The organism is Arthrobacter sp. DMZ02-1R (assembly GCF_057747935.1).
The window spans coordinates 781,497-800,440 of record NZ_CM173230.1 but is presented as its reverse complement, the minus strand read 5'-3'; the positions used below and the strand labels follow the sequence as shown (position 1 = coordinate 800,440).

Sequence of the window (18,944 nt, the reverse complement as noted above, 5' to 3'; positions counted from 1 at the left end):
AGAATCGTGCGTTTCCACGTGGATAACCGCTGTGGAGGAACAGTGCGTTGGGCCCACGCCGGCGAGGGAGCCGGTGGGGACTTGCGAGGCTAGGGTGGCGGTGGGTGGGCCCACACCGCCAGGGTTCCCTGGCCGAGCTTGCGAGGCTAGGGTGGCGGTGGGTGGGCCCACACCGCCAGGGTTCCCTGGCCGAGCTTGCGAGGCTAGGGTGGCGGTGGGGACTAGCTTGCGGGCGGGGTCCGGTCGTCCGGAATCATTGACCACATCGTAGCGATTCGCACCGCGCCTTCGGGAATCTGCGTGGGATCTTCGAGCTCATATGACCTGATGAGGTCTTGGAATTTGGCCTTGAGATCCGTCCGCTGCTCCGAAGTCAAGTACAGCAGATCGCTGGACAAGACCATAGCCGCAGCCTCGTTCGCGGACTCGCCGCGCTTGCGCCGCTCACCGCGGGCCCGGGTGAAGGCGGTGGCCCGACGCCGGAACGCGTCCAGTTCGAGTTCGACGACGGCGATCTCCGGGCTCGGAGCGTTGCCGCCCGATTTGATGGTGAAGTCCGAACCGGCGGCCTTCCACCGGCGTTCGCGTGCATCGCCTTCGTTGCCCGCAGGAGTCACGATGCCCCATTTTTGGAGGGCCCGCAGGTGGTAGCTCATGGCGCTGGGCGTGAGCCCTGTCAGTGCGGCGAGTTCCGTTGCCGTGCGGCTCAGCTGGGTTGAATAGAGCTCCGAGATGACCTCAAGCCGGGCGGCATGGGCGAGCGCCCGGATGGCTTTGGGATCGGTGATCTCCACCGTCTTCCCGGGCCGCTTCCGGCGTTTCGGGGATGCCAGCCCGTTGGATACCCCGTTGTCTTCATTCACCGGAACAGTTTATCCGGCAGCGTCGCCCTGATTGTCCGAAGCCACGGGCAACAAAAAACCGTCGCGGACCAGGTTTGCGACGTCTGAGAGCAATCCGGCGCGGAAAGCATCGTCGTCGAAGTCGTCCCCTCCCCCAAGCAGCGCCGACAAGGCGCCAATCAGCTGGCGGACGGACAGTTCGCCGTCGCACGCAGAGACGAAGCCGGCCAGCTCGGTGCTCAGCAGGTTCGTCCGGCGCAGCCCCGCGCCCTGGCGCAACAAGATGACTCCGGGATGTTCCGCGCCGGGCCGCTGGTGGCGTTCCTCGGTCACGTCGTCAGCCACCACAAGGTGGACGTCGGCGAGCTCGTGGGCATCCAACCAGTCGGCGCGTTCGATCGCGGCGGCAAGATGCGGACCAATCGGCTGCTCGATGGGATACGTGATTTCCTCGAAACGGGCGGACACCGCTCCGGGATCCGCGGTGCCCGCCCGCACCGGCCGCCGCAGCCAGATCATCCCGAAACCGATGGCCTCCACATTCCGGGAGGCGAAATCATCGAGGTAGGCGGCGTAGGCATCGCGGTAGAGCTCACGGTCACGGCCCTCGGAAGCGTCCCGCAGCCAAGTCTCCGCGTAGAGCTCCGGGCTCACCTGTTCCCGCTGGATGAACCACGCTTCCGTGCCGGAACCGGCCAGCCACGAGGCAGGCCGATCGCTCCATCCAGTGCCAGCGGGGATCTCCCAGTTGCCAAGCATCTGCGCCGTGCCACCGGGTGCGAGGACGTCCGGCAACGTGCGGACGAGGTTGGCGACGATGTCGTCGCCGGGCAGCCCGCCGTCGCGGTACGTGAACTGATCTGAAGCGTGCTCGCCGGCACTGCGTGGCGTAATGACGAAGGGCGGGTTGGACACGACGAGGTCGAACGTATCTCCCGCCACGGGTTCCAAAAGGGACCCCAGCCGCAAGCTCACGCGCCGCTCGAGATCAGCCGGATCAACGTGCAAGGCCTCGGCGTTCAGCACCAGGTTGAAACGCGTGAAGGCGAGGGCCCGCTCGGAGATGTCCGTGGCCGTGACGTGTTCGCTGTGGTGCAGGAGGTGGAAGGTCTGGATTCCGCAGCCCGTGCCAAGGTCCAGGGCGCGCTTCGAGTGCCGTCGGATGGTGGTCTGCACGAGCGTGGTGGAGGCCTGCCCGATGCCCAGCACGTGGTCATGCCGGAGGACGCCGGGTTGTTGATGGGCCGCGAGATCGCTGGCAACCCACAGTTCGGGACCACCGCTGCCGTCTTCATTGGAATCCCAACCGTACGGCCGCAAGTCCACTTTGGCGGCGACAGCGCCGGCGTCGTTCTTCACTGCCAAGCCAAGCTCCAGGAGGCCCGAGGTGCGGACGCGCGGCAACGCGGCGTCGATGTCGTCTTCCGTTTGGGGGACGGCGAGGAGCCACAAGCGGACGACGACGGCGAGCGCGGCTTTTGTTACGCCCGTCACCGGGTCTCCGGTGCGGGCTGTCGGTTCGGTGACGATCAGGGCAGGGATGAGCTGGTCCCGGGCGAGCGCTGCGTGGGCAGACGCCCCGAGGAGTTCTGCCACTCCGTCTACTGTGTAACCCACGCTTCGCAGGTCGCCGGCGAGCGCTGCGAGCAGTTCCGGGAGGTCGCTGCGGGGAGCGTCGGGGGTGTTCGGGGCGGTCCCGAAGATGGTGGGCGTTGCGGGATCAGTCACCGTGCAAGTCTATTGGGGCTGGGGTGTGGGCACGGCCGTTTACGGGCGGGCGTTCGCGTCCCGGCGTTGGCGCCCGAGCGGGTAGCGTTGAATCATGGCATTTCACCCCTCCATCCGCCGACGCGCAGCACTCCTTGCTATCGGGCGCTGGCATCTTGGCAACCACGGCGTGCGTCCCCGCAGGGTCCGTCACCGACGCCAACATCCCTTCGTGGAAGGCAACGACCATTCCTTCCGCGGCCGGAATCGTCCTGGAGGACTCAGGAAAAATACTGAACCGCGACCCCCTGGTCAAGAGCGTGGCCAACCTGGCTTCAGGCACGTACACCTTGACGGTGGCCTGCGACGGCGGTGGCAAGGCATTCTTCGCCGTTTCCGCGTCCGGCAAGCAGCTCACTGAGGCAGGAGCGGCGTGCAATGGCAGCCGCGAAACATCCCGCATCAAGGTTTCCTCGTCCGGTCCATTGAGCATCAGCACAAGCAGCGTCGATGCGCCCTTGATTTACGCGTACCAACTGGTTCCGGGTTCCTGACGCCACCTTGTTCCAACCGCGGCGGCCCGGCGTAGAGTCGGACTATGGGGTGGGTGCACGCCCTGAAGGTACCGGAGACACGGGTGGCGATTCCCGCCGTCGTGCTTTGTGGTGTGCTCGCGTGCGGCCCTCTGGCCTCGTGTGAATACACCTACGACGACGGTCGTGCGCCGGTGAGCAGTCCGCCGTCGGCAGTCTTCACGGATCCGGTGCTGCCCCGCGATCCGGCATTGAGCCAGACCGTCACGGGCGATGCACTGAAGGCCTGGGCGGGGGACGTCCTCCCGGACGTGAACGGGCAGTCCTTCTATAGCAGCTATGGGCTGTTGTCGCGTGGAGAATCCCGCGCCGAAGAAACAACGCAACTTCCCGGCGGTTCCTATGCCGTGACACTCGCGTGCCGCGGCGCCCGCAGCACCGAATTCACTGTGCGAAACGGGAGCGACGTCCTCATCGAGCTGATGCTGCAGTGCGGCACCACGCGGGTCAACGTCCTGCAACTGGAGAAAGATGCCGTCCTGGGAATTACGGTGACAGCCAATGCCCCGGCGAACTTCGCATACCGGGTGAGCCGCATCTAAGCGACCCCAGGCGACCCGGAGCTAGGCCGCGCAGCCTTCCGGGCAGCGCAACGTTTCCGGGCTTGAGGCACATTCGGCGCAATACAGTGTGAGGTTGCGGCAGCTCAGGTTCGAGCAATTCTCAAACTTGTTGGTGGGCGCTTGGCAGCGGACGCACTGGCCGATGGTCTTGGCATCCTCGCTGAATTCCACGTGCATGCGCTTGTCGAAAACGTAAAGGGAGCCTTCCCACAGGCCTTGGTCCTTGTAGGTTTCGCCGTAGCGCACTATGCCGCCGTCGAGTTGGTAGACCTCTTTGAACCCGCGGTTCACCATGAGGCTGGAAAGGACTTCGCAGCGGATCCCGCCGGTGCAGTAAGTGACCACGGGTTGGTCCTTGAGCTCGTCATACTTCCCGGAGTCGAGTTCCTTGATGAAGTCGTGGGTGGTAGCGACATCGGGAACGATTGCGTCCTTAAACTTGCCGATCTGGGCTTCGAAGGCGTTGCGTCCATCGAAGAACTTCACTTCCTGCCCGGCAGCTTTCTTTTGCTCCAGCAAGGCGTGGAGCTCTTCCGGCTGGAGGTGAGTGCCGCCGCCAACGACGCCGTTCTCGTCCACTTTCAGTTCTCCGGGGGCACCGAAGGACACGATCTCATCGCGTACCTTGACGCTGAGCCGGGGAAAGTCCGCAGCGCCGCCTTCGGACCATTTGAAGTCGATACCGTGGAAGCCCCTGTACTCCTTGGTGGTCTTCACGTACTGCTTGACGTTGTTCAGCTCCCCGCCGACTGTGGCGTTGATGCCGTCCCGGGAAATAAGGATGCGGCCGGTGAGGCCCAGCTTCTCGCACAGGGCACGCTGCCACAGCCGCACCGCGTCCGGGTCTGCAATCGGGGTAAAGCCATAGAAGAGCACGATTCTGTTTAAAGCCACGTATTTAAGGGTACTTGGTGGCCCCAAACTCCTGTGTCGAGCAGCTGTCCGCCTTCCCAAAGTGTTAACTGAGCTGTTACTGGCCGCCCCTGTTGATTCCCAGACTGCTGGCATAGTCTCTCTACATGAGTCACGACGCCTTGGTTGGAGACATCGCTGATCTGCTGGAAGTCTGGGTTGCTGGCTGGTCAGGTTCCCGGGGTTACGAGACGCGGAAGGAAGGCCGGTTCCCGGCGGCACTGCGTGCGGACAAGACCGGCGACTGGGAGTACTTTGCGCACGACCCCTCGGATGCCGAGTTTGCCGAATTGGCTGCCAAGACCGCCCAAGCGGACACCCGCATCCTGACAATCCTTACGAACGACGTCGCCCGCTATGACCAGCTGGCGCGGAAGCACGGGCTGAACATCACTTCCGATTCCCAGACCATGATGATCGTGGACATGGAAACGCAGGATGCCGAAGACCCATGGCTCTCCGATGACAATCTCAAACTCGCGACCTCCGAAAGCAAGGGCGTGCACTACGCCGTTGTCCACGCCGGCGAGGAGGTGGCAGCCAGCGGCCAGGTATTCGTGGTCAAGCAGACGGCCGTGTTTGACAAGATCGTCACCGAACCCAACTACCAACGCCGAGGACTGGGCAGCTTCATCATGAAAGCCCTCGCCGCACAGGCATTTGAGCACGACGTCGAAAGCGGACTCCTTCTGGCTTCCCTGGACGGACAGCACCTCTATTCGCACCTGGGTTGGAAGAACGTGAGCCAAGTACTCATGATGTCTACCAAGCGGGTCGACGAGACTGATCTGTCTGTGGCGTAGCGTCCCTTCGGCGGCCGGAGCGGGTCCGCAGCGGCGTCAACAAGGGTCGGTTTCCGGCGCGATGACAGAATGTCTAAGTGAACGCAACTGAATCTATGATCTCCCTGCTGGGCAGGAGCCCGGACCCGGAGCAGTTGCGACATGTCCGAACCATTCCTGCACGCCAAGCAGTCCATGAGGCATGGCCGGGCTGGGCCCATCCCGATATCGTTGCCGCCTACGGAACCTTGGGCATCCACGAACCTTACCGGCACCAAATCGAGGCGGCCGAACTCGCCCACTCGGGCCAACACGTAGTAATTGCCACGGGCACCGCGTCCGGGAAGTCCCTTGCCTATCAGTTACCTGCCCTCGACGCGATCCACCGTTCCGAGTTACGGGTGCTATCCGAACCGGGCAAGATCCACGACGACGGTGCAGTCACCCTTTACCTTTCCCCCACCAAAGCCCTCGCCGCCGACCAACTGGCAGCGATCCGCTCCCTCAAGCTCCCCACGGTCCGGGCCGAAACGTACGACGGTGACACCGACCAGTCACAGCGCCGCTGGATCCGCGACCACGCCAACTTCATCCTCGCCAACCCCGACATGTTGCACTTTGGGATCCTGCCCAACCACACCTGGTGGGCCCGCTTCTTCCGCCGGCTGCGGTACGTCATCGTGGATGAGGCCCACAGCTACCGCGGAGTGTTCGGGTCACACGTCGCCAACCTCATGCGAAGGCTCCGGCGGATCTGCGCGTACTACGGTGCCGGCAACTCCTTTCCTGAGCCTGTGTTCATTGCCGCGTCCGCGACGGCCTCGGACCCCGGGACTTCCTTTGCCCGGCTCATCGGGACTCCCGTGCGCGAAGTTTCCGAGGACTGTTCGCCACACGGCTCCACCACAGTGGCTTTTTGGGAACCTGCCCTGACCGAGCTGAAGGGCGAAAACGGAGCAAAGGCCCGCAGGACTGCCGTGGCCGAGACCGCGGACCTGCTGGCCAACCTGGTGTCCTCCCGCGTCCGGACTATCGCCTTCATCAAATCCAGGCGTGGGGCGGAGACAATTTCATCCATTGCCAAGCGTCTCCTCGACGAGGTAGACCCCAGCTTGCCCCAGCGGGTTGCTGCGTACCGCTCTGGCTATCTCCCCGAGGAGAGACGCGCCTTGGAGAAGGCCCTGCGCTCGGGCGAGTTGCTAGGAGTCTCCAGCACGTCGGCGTTGGAGTTAGGAATCGACATTTCCGGACTGGACGCGGTACTGGTAGCCGGTTGGCCCGGGACAAGGGCCTCCCTGTTCCAACAAATCGGACGAGCAGGCCGCGCGGGCCAAGACGCCATCGCTGCATTCGTGGCCAGCGACGATCCGCTGGACACCTACCTCGTCAACCATCCGGAGGCAATCTTTGATGTGTCGGTCGAAGCCACCGTCTTCGACCCCGGGAACCCCTACGTACTCGGCCCCCACTTGTGCGCGGCAGCCGCCGAGCTCCCAATCGGGATGGCTGAGCTTGGCCTGTTTGGACCAACGTCCGAGCCCCTGCTGAATCAGCTGGTGGAGCAGGGGTACCTGAGGAAACGGCCCGCCGGCTGGTTCTGGACCCACCCGGAGAGCGCCGCGGCCATGGTGAACCTGCGCGCAGACGGCGGCGGCCCCGTGAGCATCGTGGATTCCGAGACTGGCTCTCTGTTGGGCACAATGGATTCGCCGCAGACGCACTACCAGGCCCACACCGGTGCCATCTATGTGCATCAGGGTGACAGTTACCTGGTTGAGGAATTGAACGAAGAAGACCATTGCGTGATGGTTCGGCGAGCCAACCCGGACTACTACACGACAGCCCGGGACGTGACGCAGATCGAAGTCCTGCAGACTCTCCGGACCATGGAATGGGGTGACGTCGCAGTTCACTTCGGGGAAGTGAAAGTGACAACACAGGTAGTTTCCTTCCAACGTAAGGCATTGATTTCCAATGAAGTCTTAGGGGAAGAGCCGCTGGAACTAGGGGCCAGGGATCTCTTCACCAAGGCAGTTTGGTTTGTGGTCCACAACCGCTCACTGAGAGGTGCGGGCCTTATCGAGGCACAGTTCCCGGGTGCGCTCCACGCTGCCGAGCATGCCGCAATCGGGCTTCTCCCTTTGGTGGCTTCAAGCGACCGCTGGGACATCGGCGGTGTCTCAACAGCGCTTCACGCCGATACAGGGGTTCCCACGATCTTTGTCTACGACGGCCATCCAGGCGGTGCCGGATTTGCCGAGCGTGGCTTCGAGAAAGCCAAAGTGTGGTTGACCGCAACAAGGGACGCCATCAAGGCATGTGAGTGCGAGAACGGCTGCCCTTCCTGTGTTCAGTCGCCCAAATGTGGCAACAAGAACAACCCCCTGGACAAGGATGCCGCGGTCACCCTGATCGACGTGCTCCTGCGGGACGCTGTCTAGGGCAGCCGCCAGGCTGATTGCCGCGCTCCTCGGGATGCTGTCCAGGGCAGCCGCCAGGCTGATTGCCGCGCTCCTGCGGGACGCTGTCCAGGGGCGGGTGGCCAGCCAGCCGCCGCCTAGGGCGGCGGACCAGCCCTTGAACGGCCGGTGGCCGTCCCGAAAACTGCACCACGAACCAACTCCGTGCGGACGTCCACGATCTCACCGTCCCTGAGAGTGCAGGCCGACAACGACGCTCCGTGCCTCGCAGCGGCTTCGCTGGCGACGACGCAAGGATCTCCTGATGTCAGTCCACGGGCAGCGTCCGCTCCCGCGAGTGCGGCAAGGTCGGCCGCGGTGGCGGCACGTTCCGCCATCGCCGCGGTCTGGGCCAACATAAGTGCTCCGGCCATGCAGATCATGACGACAAGACCCAAGGCAAGAGCCAGGACGGTGCCGGAGCCGCGTTCCCCGTTGCCGCGGATCGCATTGGCGCGGGCGATGTCTGCCCTCACGCCAAGTTCCGCATTGCTAGGGCCCACATTGGCCAGGCAATCCCAGCACTCACGCCGCACTCCCTCTGACCCGCGGCTGCGATTGGCGCGGGCGGTATCTGCCCTCACGCCGCTACCCCTTCCACAAGATGTTGGAGTCCCACCCTGGCCACCGGCTCCGCGACTGGCGCGGCACCCTTGAAATCAACAACCCTGTCCCCGACATCGGGGAAGGGCGAAGTGGCCGCTGGCGTCCGAGGCGTCTCTCCCCTGGCGGAAGCCGCGGCTGAAAGCGTCCATGGGATGAGGGATCCGAGCGGGCCAGCCACCGGGGCGGAGACCGTGACCTTGATCCATTCGCCGTCTTCCGAAACAACGGCCACAGCGGCGTCCCCTGCCAATCTCTGGACGATCCCGTTCACGGCCGAATTTCCATCACCGCGGGCAAGAGCGCGGGCACAGGCCCTCGCTGCTTCTTCCAAACGCAGCTGAGTAATTCCGGCCGCGGATCCGGCGAGAAGTAGCGCCAAAAGAAGCAAGACAGCTGGCAGTGCCACCGCGAACTCAGCAGTGACGGCACCTCGATCTCCCTCGGGGAGAGCGAGGCTCCGATGGCCCTTCTCCGGGCCATGAAGTTTCTCCTCCGAAGAAGACCGCCTGCCAGAACAACGCCGCCACGCGATGATGCGGTGCCTCGAGCGCCTGGCAGCCCGTGCCCACCGGCGTACCGAATTCTCAGCACTACGCTTGGATCCCTGCATCTTCGTCATGGCAGGGCGAGTGCGCTGCGAATGAGGTTGAGGAGGAAGCCGCGCACTTCCTCGCTGCGAAGGATGACCACCAAGAGTCCGGCGAATCCCACCGCGGCAAGCGTTGCGATGGCGTACTCCGCTGTGGCCATCCCAAGCTCGGACCCCATAAGCCGCCTCTTGGACCGTCTGATTGCAGGAAGCTCCGCGTCAGACCGCGTGGGGCTTGTTTCGCCCGAGAAGCGTGGGTGGACGGGCGGCCGGACAGGCTGGCTTCGCTGTGAGCCCGGGAACAGCCCCAGAACCTCGGCTTCCGGCTGGGAAGGGGCCGCTTGGATCAAAGTATCCGCAGTTGCATTCATTTCATTTCCTTTCGCTGGGACCGGCTTGCTCCGGCCATACTTCGACTCTCCCGTTGGGACCCGGTCTTCAAAAGAACCCAATTTTTCTATGTGGAAAACTCGCTTCTGGCACCTCATGTGGAGGAAAACCCGAGCGGTCGCGTCACGCGCCGCACCAGGCTCAAGCGCCACCGCCGCTCAGGACGCGCGCCCGACTATCCCGCTGACGGAAGCATGGCCAACAGAACCGGGACGACTCCGAGACAAATAAAGGCGGGCAAAGAACACAAGCCCAGCGGGATGACGAGTTTCACCCCGAGGGCCGCTGCGCGCTTTTCCGCAGCCCTGAACTGTTCACGCCTGAGGCGGGCTGCCTGGGCATAAAGAATGGCCGAGGACGGCGCGCCTGTCAGCGCGGCGAAGGCGAGGGCGCCCTTGAGCTTGCATGCTTCAGCGCACTGCGGGCCCGAACTCCGCCACGCGGTCTCCCAGTCCGTTCCGATGTCCAGGGCGGCAACCACGGATCCCAGGGAACGGCCGAGCTGCGGGCTCGCACATCCAGCGATCAATTCGAGGGACCGTCCAAGTCCCGCCCCTGAATCGAGCATGGCTGCCACCAACTCAAGAATCATTGGCACATTGTGCAGTCCTTCGTGCCCATCTGATCGCCGCCTCTGGAAATTCCGGGCCATGCCGGAGGACTGGCCCCCATGAAGGTGCTTCGGCGGCTCAATGCCCCCAGCCGATCCGCGAAGCATCCGCAGGGCTGTATGCTGCCGGGATCTTCCCGGATTCGCCAGCCCGAGGACTACTGCGGAAATCAAGACCACTGACACCGCGATGGCAGGGAAAGTCGAATCCATCAGTCGATGCCCGCCGCCGCAAGCACCAATCGCGAGGACCAGATCCTGCCCACTATCGTTAAGACGATGCCCGCCGCGAACGCCGCCAATCCGATGCCATTGGCCATCAGGATCCCCAAGGGATCCACCCCCAGCACCATGCCCAGTCCAAGCCCGAACACGGGCAACCATGTCAGGAGACGGACGGTGGCCTTCGGACCTGCCAGTGCAGTCTGCCGAGCATCACCGGCGTCGTCTTCCGCTTCAAGCTGGGAGGCAAACCGCGTCAACACGTCCGCCAACGGACAACCACTTGCCTCGGCAACGTCCAAGCAGGCGGCAAGCTCTCCCCAGATTCGCCGTTCTACGGGAAGCCCGGCCGTCAGATCCTTCGCCGCCGACGTTCTGATGGCTTCGGCAACGGACGCCCCGATCATGGAGGCCGACCGCGCGGCCGCCAGAACGCGAAGGGATCCGGACGACAGCCCGGGTAATCCCGAAGCCTTCCCGCGTGCCTTTGGTGCCCCGGCGTCGACCGAACTATCGCCCTGGTCCCTGCAGCCATGCACCGTCCACAGTTCCTCCCAAAGCCTTGACGGCGACCGGCCGCCTCGGAGGAGCGCAGCCAACTGCTGCACGAGCACCGTGAGCGGCAACGCGTCCACACGGGTGCGTCTCCACGGCCTGCGCGCTCCAGCTGGCGCCGAGGGAGCAGGTGCCAAAGCGCGCACTACCCGTTTGCCACGTCGCCGGGACGGTTGGAACGTGACCCACACAGCGGCTGCAAGGACGAACATGAGGATCCCGGTCACGTGACAGCTCCAAGACGATGATCCGAACGGGCAATCCGCCGATCGGGCCCGAGCAATTCGGACGAAGACTGCTGCCCCGGCAACTCAGGCGAAGCAGGCAGGAGCCCTGGGGCCAGCTCAAGGCGGGCTGCAAGCTCCGTCCAGGCGGGACCGGCAACAGCGGCGCCTTCGCGCAGCTCCACGGCAGGCACCACGGATTGGCTCGTCCCACCGTCCGCCAATAGCCCGATGCACGAAACCATCCTTCCGGCAGGGGTCCGCTCGACGTGGACCACTGCATCCAATGCTGTTGAAAGTTGCAGGCTGACGGCTTCCTTGCTCAGGCCTGCGAGGGCGCCCAAGGCAACGAGCCTGGCGGGAACGGCGGCGGCTGTGTTTGCGTGGATCGTGCCACCGCCACCCGTATGGCCGGTATTGAGTGCCGTCAGCAGTTCGCGGACTTCGGCTCCCCGGCATTCGCCCACGATGAGCCGGTCCGGCCGCATCCGCAACGCCTGCCGGACGAGCTCGCCGAGGTCCAGGACGCCACCACCTTCAAGATTTCCGTGCCTGGACTCAAGAGACACGACGTGCGGGTGCACCGGGTTCAGTTCTGAGGCGTCTTCAATCAGTACAAGGCGCTCATCGGGACTACTCAGCCCGAGCATCGTGGACAGCAGAGTAGTCTTTCCGGACCCGGTGGCTCCGCTGATCAAGAAACTCAACCTGCGGTCAATCATGGCTTGCAGCACCCGCTGTACGGGCAACCCGAACATCCCGCCCTCGCAAAGCTCATCCATGGAGAACACTTCCTCGCGCCGGATCCGCACGGACAACAAGGTTCCGGCCGTCGAAATCGGCGGAAGCACCGCGTGCACCCGGTAGCCGCCGTCGAGCCGGACATCGACGCAGGGTGACCCGTCGTCCAAGCGGCGTCCGCCGGCTGCCACTAGCCGGGCGGCAAGGGCACGGATTTGAGGTTCGCCGTCAAAGTGCAGCTGGGCTCTTTCGAGCCCTTTGCCTCGGTCGAACCAGACGGAGTCCGGGCCATTCACGAAGATGTCCGTCACGGAGGCATCCCGTGCAAGTTGTTGGAGAGGCCCCAGCCCACTCAGTTCAGCGCTGATCGATTCGACGGCGGCGAGCGCACCAGCGGTTCCGAGTAGACGGCCCGTGGCATGGACGGCGGCGGCCACCCGCGATGGCGTGACAGGTCCGGCGTCGGACATAACCGTTTCCCGAACGGTTTCAAGGAGCGCGGCGTCCAAACGCTGCGAAAGACGCCGGCGCCCGCCGGTTGAGAATCCAGGCACACTCATGCTGCTCCGTCGTCGAGCAGTTGAAGGACGGATCCAGCAAAGCGACGCACGGCCTTGCGCTTACCGAACTCCAAGAGGCGTCCATGCTCCGCGGCCCCGGTGGTTCCCCGAAGCTCGGGCAGGACGCCGTGGAGGGGAAGGCCAAGCGATTCGGCAATGAGGGGTCCATCCACGGCAGAACCGGTGTTCCCGCGGATCACGAGCGCCGTCTCCACTGGCGGCAGCTCCTGGAGTAGCCGGGCACCGGCGACGGCTGCCCGGAGCTGTGCCGGGGCTACCAGGAGGATCCTGTCGCAGTACCAGGCGAAGCTGCCAAGCGATTCCGTTCCGCGGCCAATATCGACAATGACCAGTTCAAAACCCCGTCTGCCCGCATCCAGAACAGCTGCGACTGCACCTGACCCGACGTCCGGGGCACGGTCGCGGCTGCCTGGCCAGGACAGGAAAGAGAATCCGCCTGCTACCGGCAGTGAGTCGCTCAGCTGCCGGGGGTCGATGCTGCCACTGGCGCCGGCAAGATCGGGCCAGCGCAGTCCCGGCGCGTCTTCCGCAGCAAGGCAAAGCTCAAGACCGCCTCCCCGAGGATCACCATCAACCAATAATGTCCGCACCCCATGGATGGCCGCTTCCTGGGCCAGCCAGACTGCGGCCGTGGAGGCACCTGCACCGCCGCATCCTCCTGTCACTCCGAGCACCAGGCCTCCAGGGTCAGGAGCGTGGGAGCGGCTGAGGTGCTCCGCCAGCCATGCCGCAGCTTCCGGCAACACTGCGACCCGTTCGGCCCCTAAGGCCGCTCCCAACTGCCACAAAGAGTCCCCCTCGCCGTTGAGTCCCAGCAAGACAGAAGGTGCACGACGGCGGGGCGGAAGTTCGCGGATGTCGCTGCCCAGAAGCACCATCCGCGCGGAGTCCCACACCGACAAGGCCTCGGACGAATTGACCGCGGTCCGAAGGCTGGCACCTACGGCCGCTGCGATCCTCTCCATCTCAGCCTGAAGCCGGGTATTGCCCGTCACCAACAGGACTTCGGCGGAATCGACGGGAAGCCATGGCTCCCCCGGCACCGGGCCAGGATCAGGCCCGGGCCCCGTACCGGACGTCCTTGACCGGTGGCCGTGACGTTGAAGCATCTCCGCGCGACGCACACCGCCGCCCTTGCCACCGGCTCTGCCACCACTGCCGTCACTCTGTTGGAGATGTTGCCCGCTCATGAAGCCACTGTCCCCGGTTACCCGGGAGCATTGAAGAACCGTATTGGCGTATGTGGACAAACAACCACAAAAGACCCTGTGGAGGACGAGTCCGCCCCGAACGAAAGCCTGCTCGAAAGCACTGCGCACCGAAGCGCGGCCCACTGAAGCATCGCGCTCAGAAGGATTGCGGACGGCAGTTGTCCGCAACGTGCAGGGATCCACCGAACCGCAGGGCAGAATTGAGACCATGTACCTGCTGCTCGCCGCCCATCCAGACGGCGCAGCTATCCAGGAATGCAATGCGGCTGGAGCAGCCCTGGCAGAGCCGCGCGTCGTAAGAAAAGCCGATCTTCCCGGCGTCGTACTCGGGCTGGAAAAGCGGAGGCCGCGCTGGATCTGGAGCCGGACTCAGGATTGGTACCCGGCGATGCTTCAGGCCGGAGTGGAGCTGGAACGGTGCCAAGACCTGACGCTCTGCCACGCCATCCTGGTCCACTCGGAATTCACGGCACACACCGACTACGCCCGCAGTGCGGAGAAGCTCACGCAGGACGATGAAATGCCTGTTCCTCCGCGCGTCCTGCAGCCTCCCCCGGCCCCGGTCGAACAAGACGCGCTTTTTGACGATCTTGTCCCGCGCAACACGCAGCCCGGCCTCGACGACATCCGGACCGAGTTCGCGGCCCAGCAGGACGCGCTTGGCCAGGCTTCCACGGAAGAAGGCCGCCAGCACCGCCTGAAACTCCTGCTGGCCGCGGAATCCGCCGGCGCCATGATCGCCGCGGAAATGCAGTTCACCGGGGTGCCCTGGCAGGAGACACTGCACGAAGAAATCCTTGAAGGCCACCTGGGTCCCCGCCCTCTGGTCGGCCACCGGCCAGCCCGGCTCGAAGCGCTCTGCAACGAGCTCCGCGGGATCCTCAATGCTCCCAGGCTGAACCCGGACTCACCTCAGGACCTCATGCGTGCCCTCCACCGGAACGGCATCGAGGTGAAGACAACCCGCCAATGGGAACTCAAGGAATCAAAACACCCGGCCATCGAGCCCCTTCTGGAATACAAAAAGCTCTCCCGCTTGTTCACGGCCAATGGCTGGTCCTGGCTGGACGCGTGGGTGAGCGAAGGCCGGTTCCGTCCCGAGTACGTGGTGGGTGGCGTGGTTTCCGGTCGCTGGGCTTCCAGGGGAGGCGGGGCTTTGCAGATCCCCCGCCAGATCCGGGGCGCGGTGCATGCCGACCCGGGCTACAAGTTAGTCGTCGCCGACGCCTCCCAGCTTGAGCCGCGGGTTTTGGTGGCCCTGGCTCAGGATTCGAAGATGGCTGAGGCTGCGCGGGACAAGGATCTATACGCCGGCATCGCCGCTCAGGGCTTCGGTGGCGACCGGGCGAAGGCCAAAATCGCGTTGCTGGGTGCAATTTACGGCGCCACCACGGGCGAATCAGGGCGGCTCATGCCCCAGCTGACCCGCACTTATCCGCGAGCAGTCGGCTACGTCGAGCAGGCAGCGCGCGACGGCGAAGCCGGCCGGACCGTGACCTCCAGGTTGGGCCGCAGCAGCCCGCCGCCGTCGGACCGCTGGATCCGCAGCCAGCAATCCACGACGGCGGAAGAACAGCGGCGGGCGGACAGCATCGCCCGGTCACGGGGACGTTTCACGCGGAACTTTGTGGTGCAAGGTTCCGCCGCGGACTGGGCGTCGTGCTGGCTGGCTGAACTTCGACGGCGGCTGCGCACCGTACGGGCCAATGGCCTGCCTGCCGGGGAACTCGTGTTCTTCCTACACGACGAAGTCATGGTTCACGCACCTATCGAGTCGGTGGATGCCTGTATCAGCGCCATCGAGGAGGCCGCGGCAGCTGCGAAGGAGCTGCTGTTCGGGCGGGTTCCGGTGGAATTTCCGGTGAGTATCGCCGTCGTCGATTCGTATGACAAAGCGAAGTAGGCACCCCTATTGCCCCCGGCTCAACAACGGAGGACGATTGAGGACCGCGTCGTAGGAAGTCCCGAACCATAGCGTCCGGCAGGGCGGAAAGCGAGTCGAATGGCGCAAACGAACTTGGCATGACCCGGGCAAGTCATGTACCCCAAAGTAACTTCAGCACTCCCCATCCGTCTGGATAGGCTCATTCATGGCGTTCCGGGTGAGGAACACCACAAAGCAAGGACGCACTAACTGTGCGAGGCAGCATACAAGGGGGAACAGCAACGATGGCTGGACGATTCGAGATTCTCAAAGACGGCGAAGATGGCTACCGTTTCCGGCTGATGGCAGCCGACGGAACGTTGGTTGCGGAGTCTCCGCAGTTCAAACACCTGAAAGCGGTGATCGCCGGCATCACAGCCGTACGGGAAAATGCCGCCACGGGCATCGTCGAGGATCACTCAAAAACAGCCCGACGCGCAGCGTAGCGTAGCGGGACCCACGGCGCCGGCGGGCACCCGGCCTGTCGGCGGCACGCCCGCCGGGCTAGATCTCGATATCGAGAACCCGTTCCGCGTCCCACGGAACCGTCCACCCCAAGGCGTCGAAAAGGCCGCTGAGCACCATCCCGGTGAAACCCCAGACCACTAGTCCGTTGACTTTGAAGACGGGACTCGAGAAGGTCCGGCCGAATCGGGTGAGCGTCCCGGTGTAGCGGTTGTCGGGATCCAGGAGGTCCCGCACGGGAACTCGAAACACTTGCGCCGATTCGGCGTAGTCCACGACGCGAACGGGCGAGGGCGACGCCCACCACGCCAGCACCGGAGTGACGACAAAATTGCTGCGGATCAGCCCGAGTTCCGGCATGACGCCCAGCACCTGCACGCCTCCGCCGTCCAGGCCGGTCTCCTCCACCGCTTCCCTGAGGGCTGCCGCTACGGCTGACTCATCCCCGGGATCGATGCTGCCGCCGGGGAACGCCACCTGTCCCGGATGATCGTCCAGGGTGTGCGCTCGTTCCAGAAGCAACACATCCAAGTCGGCGGGGGCCACAGGTTTCCCGGATTCAGCGAGGACATCGTCCAAGACGCCGAACAGCATGAGAATAGCGGCTTTTCGTGCCTTGCCTGGATCCACCGTTGCGGCGGCAATCCGCGGATCAGGGCCTGGGTGAAGGCCGGAATCAATCTTGGTGATGAGGCTGACCAAGTCTTCCAGCGCGGTCATCGTGGGCTCCTTTGCGATTCCATCCGAATCTCCGCAGCACGGTGGGTCTCGGCGAGCAGCTTTGCCAAGAGTGCTTCGTTGCCGGGCGCCAGTTCGTATTTGAGCAACTTGGCGGCTTTGACCGGATCGGTTTCGCCTTCACCGTAGCTGGGACACCAATTGGCCACCGGGCACGCTCCGCACGCCGGCCGGCGCGCATGGCAGACCCTGCGTCCGTGGAAAACCACCCGGTGGGACAGCATGGTCCAGTCCTTGGGCTCGAACAGTTCGGCGACGTCGAATTCGATCTTCACCGGGTCCTCGGATGTCGTCCACCCAAACCTGCGCGCCAGCCTCCCAAAATGCGTGTCCACCGTGATTCCGGGAACGCCGAAAGCGTTGCCGAGCACGACGTTCGCCGTTTTGCGCCCGACGCCGGGGAGCGTCACCAAATCTTCCAGCTTGCCGGGAACCTCGCCGTCGAACTCGTCCACCAAGCGCGTGCTGAGGGCCAGGACGTTCCGCGCTTTGGCGCGGAAGAAACCGGTCGGTTGCAGGATCGCCTCCAGCTCGGCCGGCTCGGCCTCGGCCATGCTCCTGGCATCCGGGTAGCGTGAAAACAGGATCTTGGTGACCTGGTTGACCAGCACGTCGGTGGTCTGGGCGGACAGAACCGTGGCCACAACCAGTTCGAACGGGTTCCGGAAATCAAGCTCCGCGTGGGCGTAGGGATAAAGCTCGGCGAGAGCCTTATTGATTTTGCGCGCACGCCGCTTCAATGCCAGCGGGGTTTCGACGGCGGCGTCCACGGCGGGCATGGCTAGCCGCGTTCGATGTGGCTGAGATCGCGCAGGATGCCTACTTTGCCATCGGTGTCCTGCACTAGGAATTCCTGGCCTCGGTCTTCGAGGGCCAGGACCCACGTGCCCGGTTCGATAGTGAAGACGGGGATTCCTGTGTGCTCGTCGACGACGGTGCGGGGATGGGCCACGGCGAACCAGAAGGCCTCGTACCCGGAGCCGTGTTCTTCTTCGTCCCTTCGCGTCGCCGGATCAACGGTGGCTCCAATGATCTGATGCGCCCTGGTCTGCTCGAGATCGGGCTGCTCTGAGTTGGGCTGGTTCCCCACGCCTGCCGTGTTGACTGTCCCGATGTGCTGGGTGGCGGTTCCGGTGGGCCTGGCGGGCTCGGCGGGTACGACGGCGGCGTCCCCGGCGGCGGGGGCAGCGGCGGGTGGGGCGTCAGCGGACTCTGTTGCTGCAGGACTGGACGGTACTGCGTCAGCTGGGCCGAACGACGTCGGAGCGGCAGCTGCCGGAGCCCACGGCGCTGAAGCTTCGGGAGCCGGCGTTTCGGGCACCGAGGTGACGGCTGCCGGCGTGACAGGCTCCGGAGTCGCGGGGGCAGAAGCTTCAGGCGAGGCTTCGGGCTTGGGCACCACCGGCTTCGGCGCGACGGGCTTGCGGGTTAGGATGGCCGCTTCCCGGGCCACAACGTGCGCGGGCTGTTCGGCCCGGTCCTTGAAGTCCTCGCGGAGCACCGGCAAGTGCGGAGCCAGGACCGTCGCGGCGAGAAGGCCCACCGAGCCGATCAAGCCCACCAGCGCGTAAACAGTAAACGCGCCTGCCGTGGCGAGGAAGAACATGGTCACGGCGAAGGACGCCACAACGGAAGCGAACTGGTCAATCGAGAGCGAACCGATTCTCACAACGTTCCCCGGTTGCAGGCGCCGCGCAACAAACAACGCCGTCGCCACCAAGGGAAGGATGATGCCCAGGGCGAGGAAAAAGAGGTTGTCCAGGTTCCACAGGTTGTAGCGCCCACCAAACATCGGCAGGAGGGAGCCTACAAACATCAGCAAAGTGGAGCCGAAAACAGTCACGTCCCGGGCGGTGAAAGGTCCCAGTACCGCTTGGTACTTCGGGGAGGTCTTGCTACCTGGCTCTGGCGCCCCGGCTCCAGCTGCTGCTTCGGGGCCCGATTCGGGCGCGAGCGCACCGTATTTCGGGCCTTGGCTCGTCTGGTTCATGTGCAAATCTCCTTTGTACGGCGGTGCCCGATACGCTTCCGCCCAAGGCTGCGCCCAGTGTTTTCGGGCCAGGCAGGGGCGCCAAGTCTCCGCGTCTCGGGACCTCTTCAGCCTATGCCACCCTTCTGACAGTCCACTAGCTGGCACGTGCGCGGAGACTGCGAGGCGGGCCCTGTGATCTCCGCTTTTGGAGCTACCCTGAGAGCCGTAGGAGCCGTTCGGCGCGAATCAGGCGCCGCT

Annotated in this window: 19 protein-coding genes; 6 read left to right on the top strand and 13 right to left on the bottom strand. The window is 64.5% G+C overall.

Translation table 11 applies throughout. The features are described 5' to 3' along the window. Positions 1-221: 221 nt before the first annotated feature. Positions 222-863, bottom strand: a complete 642-nt coding sequence (locus AC3ANQ_RS03735) for an ArsR/SmtB family transcription factor (RefSeq protein WP_488303871.1) — start codon at positions 861-863, stop codon at positions 222-224. A gap of 9 nt (positions 864-872) precedes the next feature. Next, positions 873-2,570 carry a DUF7059 domain-containing protein gene (locus AC3ANQ_RS03730; protein ID WP_488303870.1) on the bottom strand — a complete coding sequence of 566 codons (1,698 nt, stop codon included), beginning with the start codon at positions 2,568-2,570 and terminating at the stop codon, positions 873-875. A 155-nt stretch (positions 2,571-2,725) separates the two neighbouring features. Between AC3ANQ_RS03730 and AC3ANQ_RS03725 the strand changes: the two genes are divergently transcribed. After that, positions 2,726-3,103: a DUF6023 family protein gene (locus tag AC3ANQ_RS03725; protein ID WP_488303869.1), complete on the top strand. Its 378-nt coding sequence runs from the start codon at positions 2,726-2,728 to the stop codon at positions 3,101-3,103. Between the two features lie 44 nt (positions 3,104-3,147). Beyond that, entirely contained in the window at positions 3,148-3,684 is a 537-nt protein-coding gene (locus AC3ANQ_RS03720; protein ID WP_488303868.1) for a DUF6023 family protein, read from the top strand. A 21-nt stretch (positions 3,685-3,705) separates the two neighbouring features. On the opposite strand, the gene trhO is transcribed toward AC3ANQ_RS03720, so the two are convergent. Continuing rightward, complete coding sequence (trhO, locus tag AC3ANQ_RS03715) at positions 3,706-4,599, bottom strand: oxygen-dependent tRNA uridine(34) hydroxylase TrhO (protein ID WP_488303867.1); 894 nt, start codon at positions 4,597-4,599, stop codon at positions 3,706-3,708. 125 nt (positions 4,600-4,724) lie between these two features. Between trhO and AC3ANQ_RS03710 the strand changes: the two genes are divergently transcribed. Together AC3ANQ_RS03710 and AC3ANQ_RS03705 are read left to right on the top strand one after the other, a co-directional pair. After that, positions 4,725-5,420, top strand: coding sequence for a GNAT family N-acetyltransferase (locus AC3ANQ_RS03710; RefSeq protein WP_488303866.1), 696 nt, complete (start codon positions 4,725-4,727; stop codon positions 5,418-5,420). A gap of 95 nt (positions 5,421-5,515) precedes the next feature. Further along, positions 5,516-7,840 carry a DEAD/DEAH box helicase gene (locus AC3ANQ_RS03705; protein WP_488305252.1) on the top strand — a complete coding sequence of 775 codons (2,325 nt, stop codon included), beginning with the start codon at positions 5,516-5,518 and terminating at the stop codon, positions 7,838-7,840. A 116-nt stretch (positions 7,841-7,956) separates the two neighbouring features. Here the strand turns inward: AC3ANQ_RS03705 and AC3ANQ_RS03700 are convergent, their stop codons facing one another. The 7 genes from AC3ANQ_RS03700 to ssd all read right to left on the bottom strand — a co-directional run bounded on the left by AC3ANQ_RS03700 (position 7,957) and on the right by ssd (position 13,566). Further along, complete coding sequence (locus tag AC3ANQ_RS03700; RefSeq protein ID WP_488303865.1) at positions 7,957-8,442, bottom strand: Rv3654c family TadE-like protein; 486 nt, start codon at positions 8,440-8,442, stop codon at positions 7,957-7,959. Beyond that, entirely contained in the window at positions 8,439-9,074 is a 636-nt protein-coding gene (locus AC3ANQ_RS03695) for a TadE family type IV pilus minor pilin (protein WP_488305251.1), read from the bottom strand. Before AC3ANQ_RS03695 ends, AC3ANQ_RS03700 begins: the two co-directional genes overlap by 4 nt. A gap of 5 nt (positions 9,075-9,079) precedes the next feature. Further along, positions 9,080-9,424 carry a DUF4244 domain-containing protein gene (locus tag AC3ANQ_RS03690; RefSeq protein WP_488303864.1) on the bottom strand — a complete coding sequence of 115 codons (345 nt, stop codon included), beginning with the start codon at positions 9,422-9,424 and terminating at the stop codon, positions 9,080-9,082. A gap of 194 nt (positions 9,425-9,618) precedes the next feature. After that, a complete protein-coding gene (locus AC3ANQ_RS03685) occupies positions 9,619-10,035 on the bottom strand; it encodes a type II secretion system F family protein (protein WP_488303863.1) in 417 nt (138 codons plus the stop codon). 230 nt (positions 10,036-10,265) lie between these two features. Next, complete coding sequence (locus AC3ANQ_RS03680) at positions 10,266-11,057, bottom strand: type II secretion system F family protein (RefSeq protein ID WP_488303862.1); 792 nt, start codon at positions 11,055-11,057, stop codon at positions 10,266-10,268. Beyond that, positions 11,054-12,355, bottom strand: a complete 1,302-nt coding sequence (locus tag AC3ANQ_RS03675; RefSeq protein ID WP_488303861.1) for a TadA family conjugal transfer-associated ATPase — start codon at positions 12,353-12,355, stop codon at positions 11,054-11,056. Before AC3ANQ_RS03675 ends, AC3ANQ_RS03680 begins: the two co-directional genes overlap by 4 nt. Continuing rightward, the gene (gene ssd / locus AC3ANQ_RS03670) at positions 12,352-13,566 is read right to left on the bottom strand and encodes a septum site-determining protein Ssd (RefSeq protein WP_488303860.1); all 1,215 of its coding nucleotides are present in this window, start codon (positions 13,564-13,566) and stop codon (positions 12,352-12,354) included. The genes AC3ANQ_RS03675 and ssd overlap by 4 nt, the downstream gene beginning before the upstream one ends. 229 nt (positions 13,567-13,795) lie before the next feature. Between ssd and AC3ANQ_RS03665 the strand changes: the two genes are divergently transcribed. Continuing rightward, positions 13,796-15,490, top strand: a complete 1,695-nt coding sequence (locus tag AC3ANQ_RS03665; RefSeq protein ID WP_488303859.1) for a bifunctional 3'-5' exonuclease/DNA polymerase — start codon at positions 13,796-13,798, stop codon at positions 15,488-15,490. A gap of 266 nt (positions 15,491-15,756) precedes the next feature. After that, positions 15,757-15,957, top strand: a complete 201-nt coding sequence (locus AC3ANQ_RS03660; protein WP_268020455.1) for a YegP family protein — start codon at positions 15,757-15,759, stop codon at positions 15,955-15,957. A gap of 58 nt (positions 15,958-16,015) precedes the next feature. Here AC3ANQ_RS03660 and AC3ANQ_RS03655 read toward each other — a convergent pair whose 3' ends face one another. The 3 genes from AC3ANQ_RS03655 to AC3ANQ_RS03645 are packed head-to-tail and all read right to left on the bottom strand — an operon-like array spanning position 16,016 to position 18,704. Continuing rightward, the gene (locus tag AC3ANQ_RS03655; RefSeq protein WP_488303858.1) at positions 16,016-16,696 is read right to left on the bottom strand and encodes an NUDIX hydrolase; all 681 of its coding nucleotides are present in this window, start codon (positions 16,694-16,696) and stop codon (positions 16,016-16,018) included. Further along, the gene (gene nth, locus AC3ANQ_RS03650) at positions 16,693-17,493 is read right to left on the bottom strand and encodes an endonuclease III (protein ID WP_488303857.1); all 801 of its coding nucleotides are present in this window, start codon (positions 17,491-17,493) and stop codon (positions 16,693-16,695) included. The genes AC3ANQ_RS03655 and nth overlap by 4 nt, the downstream gene beginning before the upstream one ends. A 2-nt stretch (positions 17,494-17,495) precedes the next feature. Then, positions 17,496-18,704: a hypothetical protein gene (locus AC3ANQ_RS03645; RefSeq protein ID WP_488303856.1), complete on the bottom strand. Its 1,209-nt coding sequence runs from the start codon at positions 18,702-18,704 to the stop codon at positions 17,496-17,498. Positions 18,705-18,944: the final 240 nt, after the last annotated feature.

Excerpts from the sequence above, each read along its gene's own strand:
- AC3ANQ_RS03720 (WP_488303868.1), top strand. The coding sequence starts at position 3,148 with ATGGGGTGGGTGCACGCCCTGAAGGTACCGGAGACACGGGTGGCGATT.
- AC3ANQ_RS03710 (WP_488303866.1), top strand. The coding sequence starts at position 4,725 with ATGAGTCACGACGCCTTGGTTGGAGACATCGCTGATCTGCTGGAAGTC.
- AC3ANQ_RS03705 (WP_488305252.1), top strand. The coding sequence starts at position 5,516 with ATGATCTCCCTGCTGGGCAGGAGCCCGGACCCGGAGCAGTTGCGACAT.
- AC3ANQ_RS03695 (WP_488305251.1), bottom strand. The coding sequence starts at position 9,074 with ATGCAGGGATCCAAGCGTAGTGCTGAGAATTCGGTACGCCGGTGGGCA.
- AC3ANQ_RS03690 (WP_488303864.1), bottom strand. The coding sequence starts at position 9,424 with ATGAATGCAACTGCGGATACTTTGATCCAAGCGGCCCCTTCCCAGCCG.
- AC3ANQ_RS03685 (WP_488303863.1), bottom strand. The coding sequence starts at position 10,035 with ATGATTCTTGAGTTGGTGGCAGCCATGCTCGATTCAGGGGCGGGACTT.
- AC3ANQ_RS03675 (WP_488303861.1), bottom strand. The coding sequence starts at position 12,355 with ATGAGTGTGCCTGGATTCTCAACCGGCGGGCGCCGGCGTCTTTCGCAG.
- ssd (WP_488303860.1), bottom strand. The coding sequence starts at position 13,566 with ATGAGCGGGCAACATCTCCAACAGAGTGACGGCAGTGGTGGCAGAGCC.
- AC3ANQ_RS03665 (WP_488303859.1), top strand. The coding sequence starts at position 13,796 with ATGTACCTGCTGCTCGCCGCCCATCCAGACGGCGCAGCTATCCAGGAA.
- AC3ANQ_RS03660 (WP_268020455.1), top strand. The coding sequence starts at position 15,757 with ATGGCTGGACGATTCGAGATTCTCAAAGACGGCGAAGATGGCTACCGT.
- AC3ANQ_RS03655 (WP_488303858.1), bottom strand. The coding sequence starts at position 16,696 with ATGACCGCGCTGGAAGACTTGGTCAGCCTCATCACCAAGATTGATTCC.
- nth (WP_488303857.1), bottom strand. The coding sequence starts at position 17,493 with ATGCCCGCCGTGGACGCCGCCGTCGAAACCCCGCTGGCATTGAAGCGG.
- AC3ANQ_RS03645 (WP_488303856.1), bottom strand. The coding sequence starts at position 18,704 with ATGAACCAGACGAGCCAAGGCCCGAAATACGGTGCGCTCGCGCCCGAA.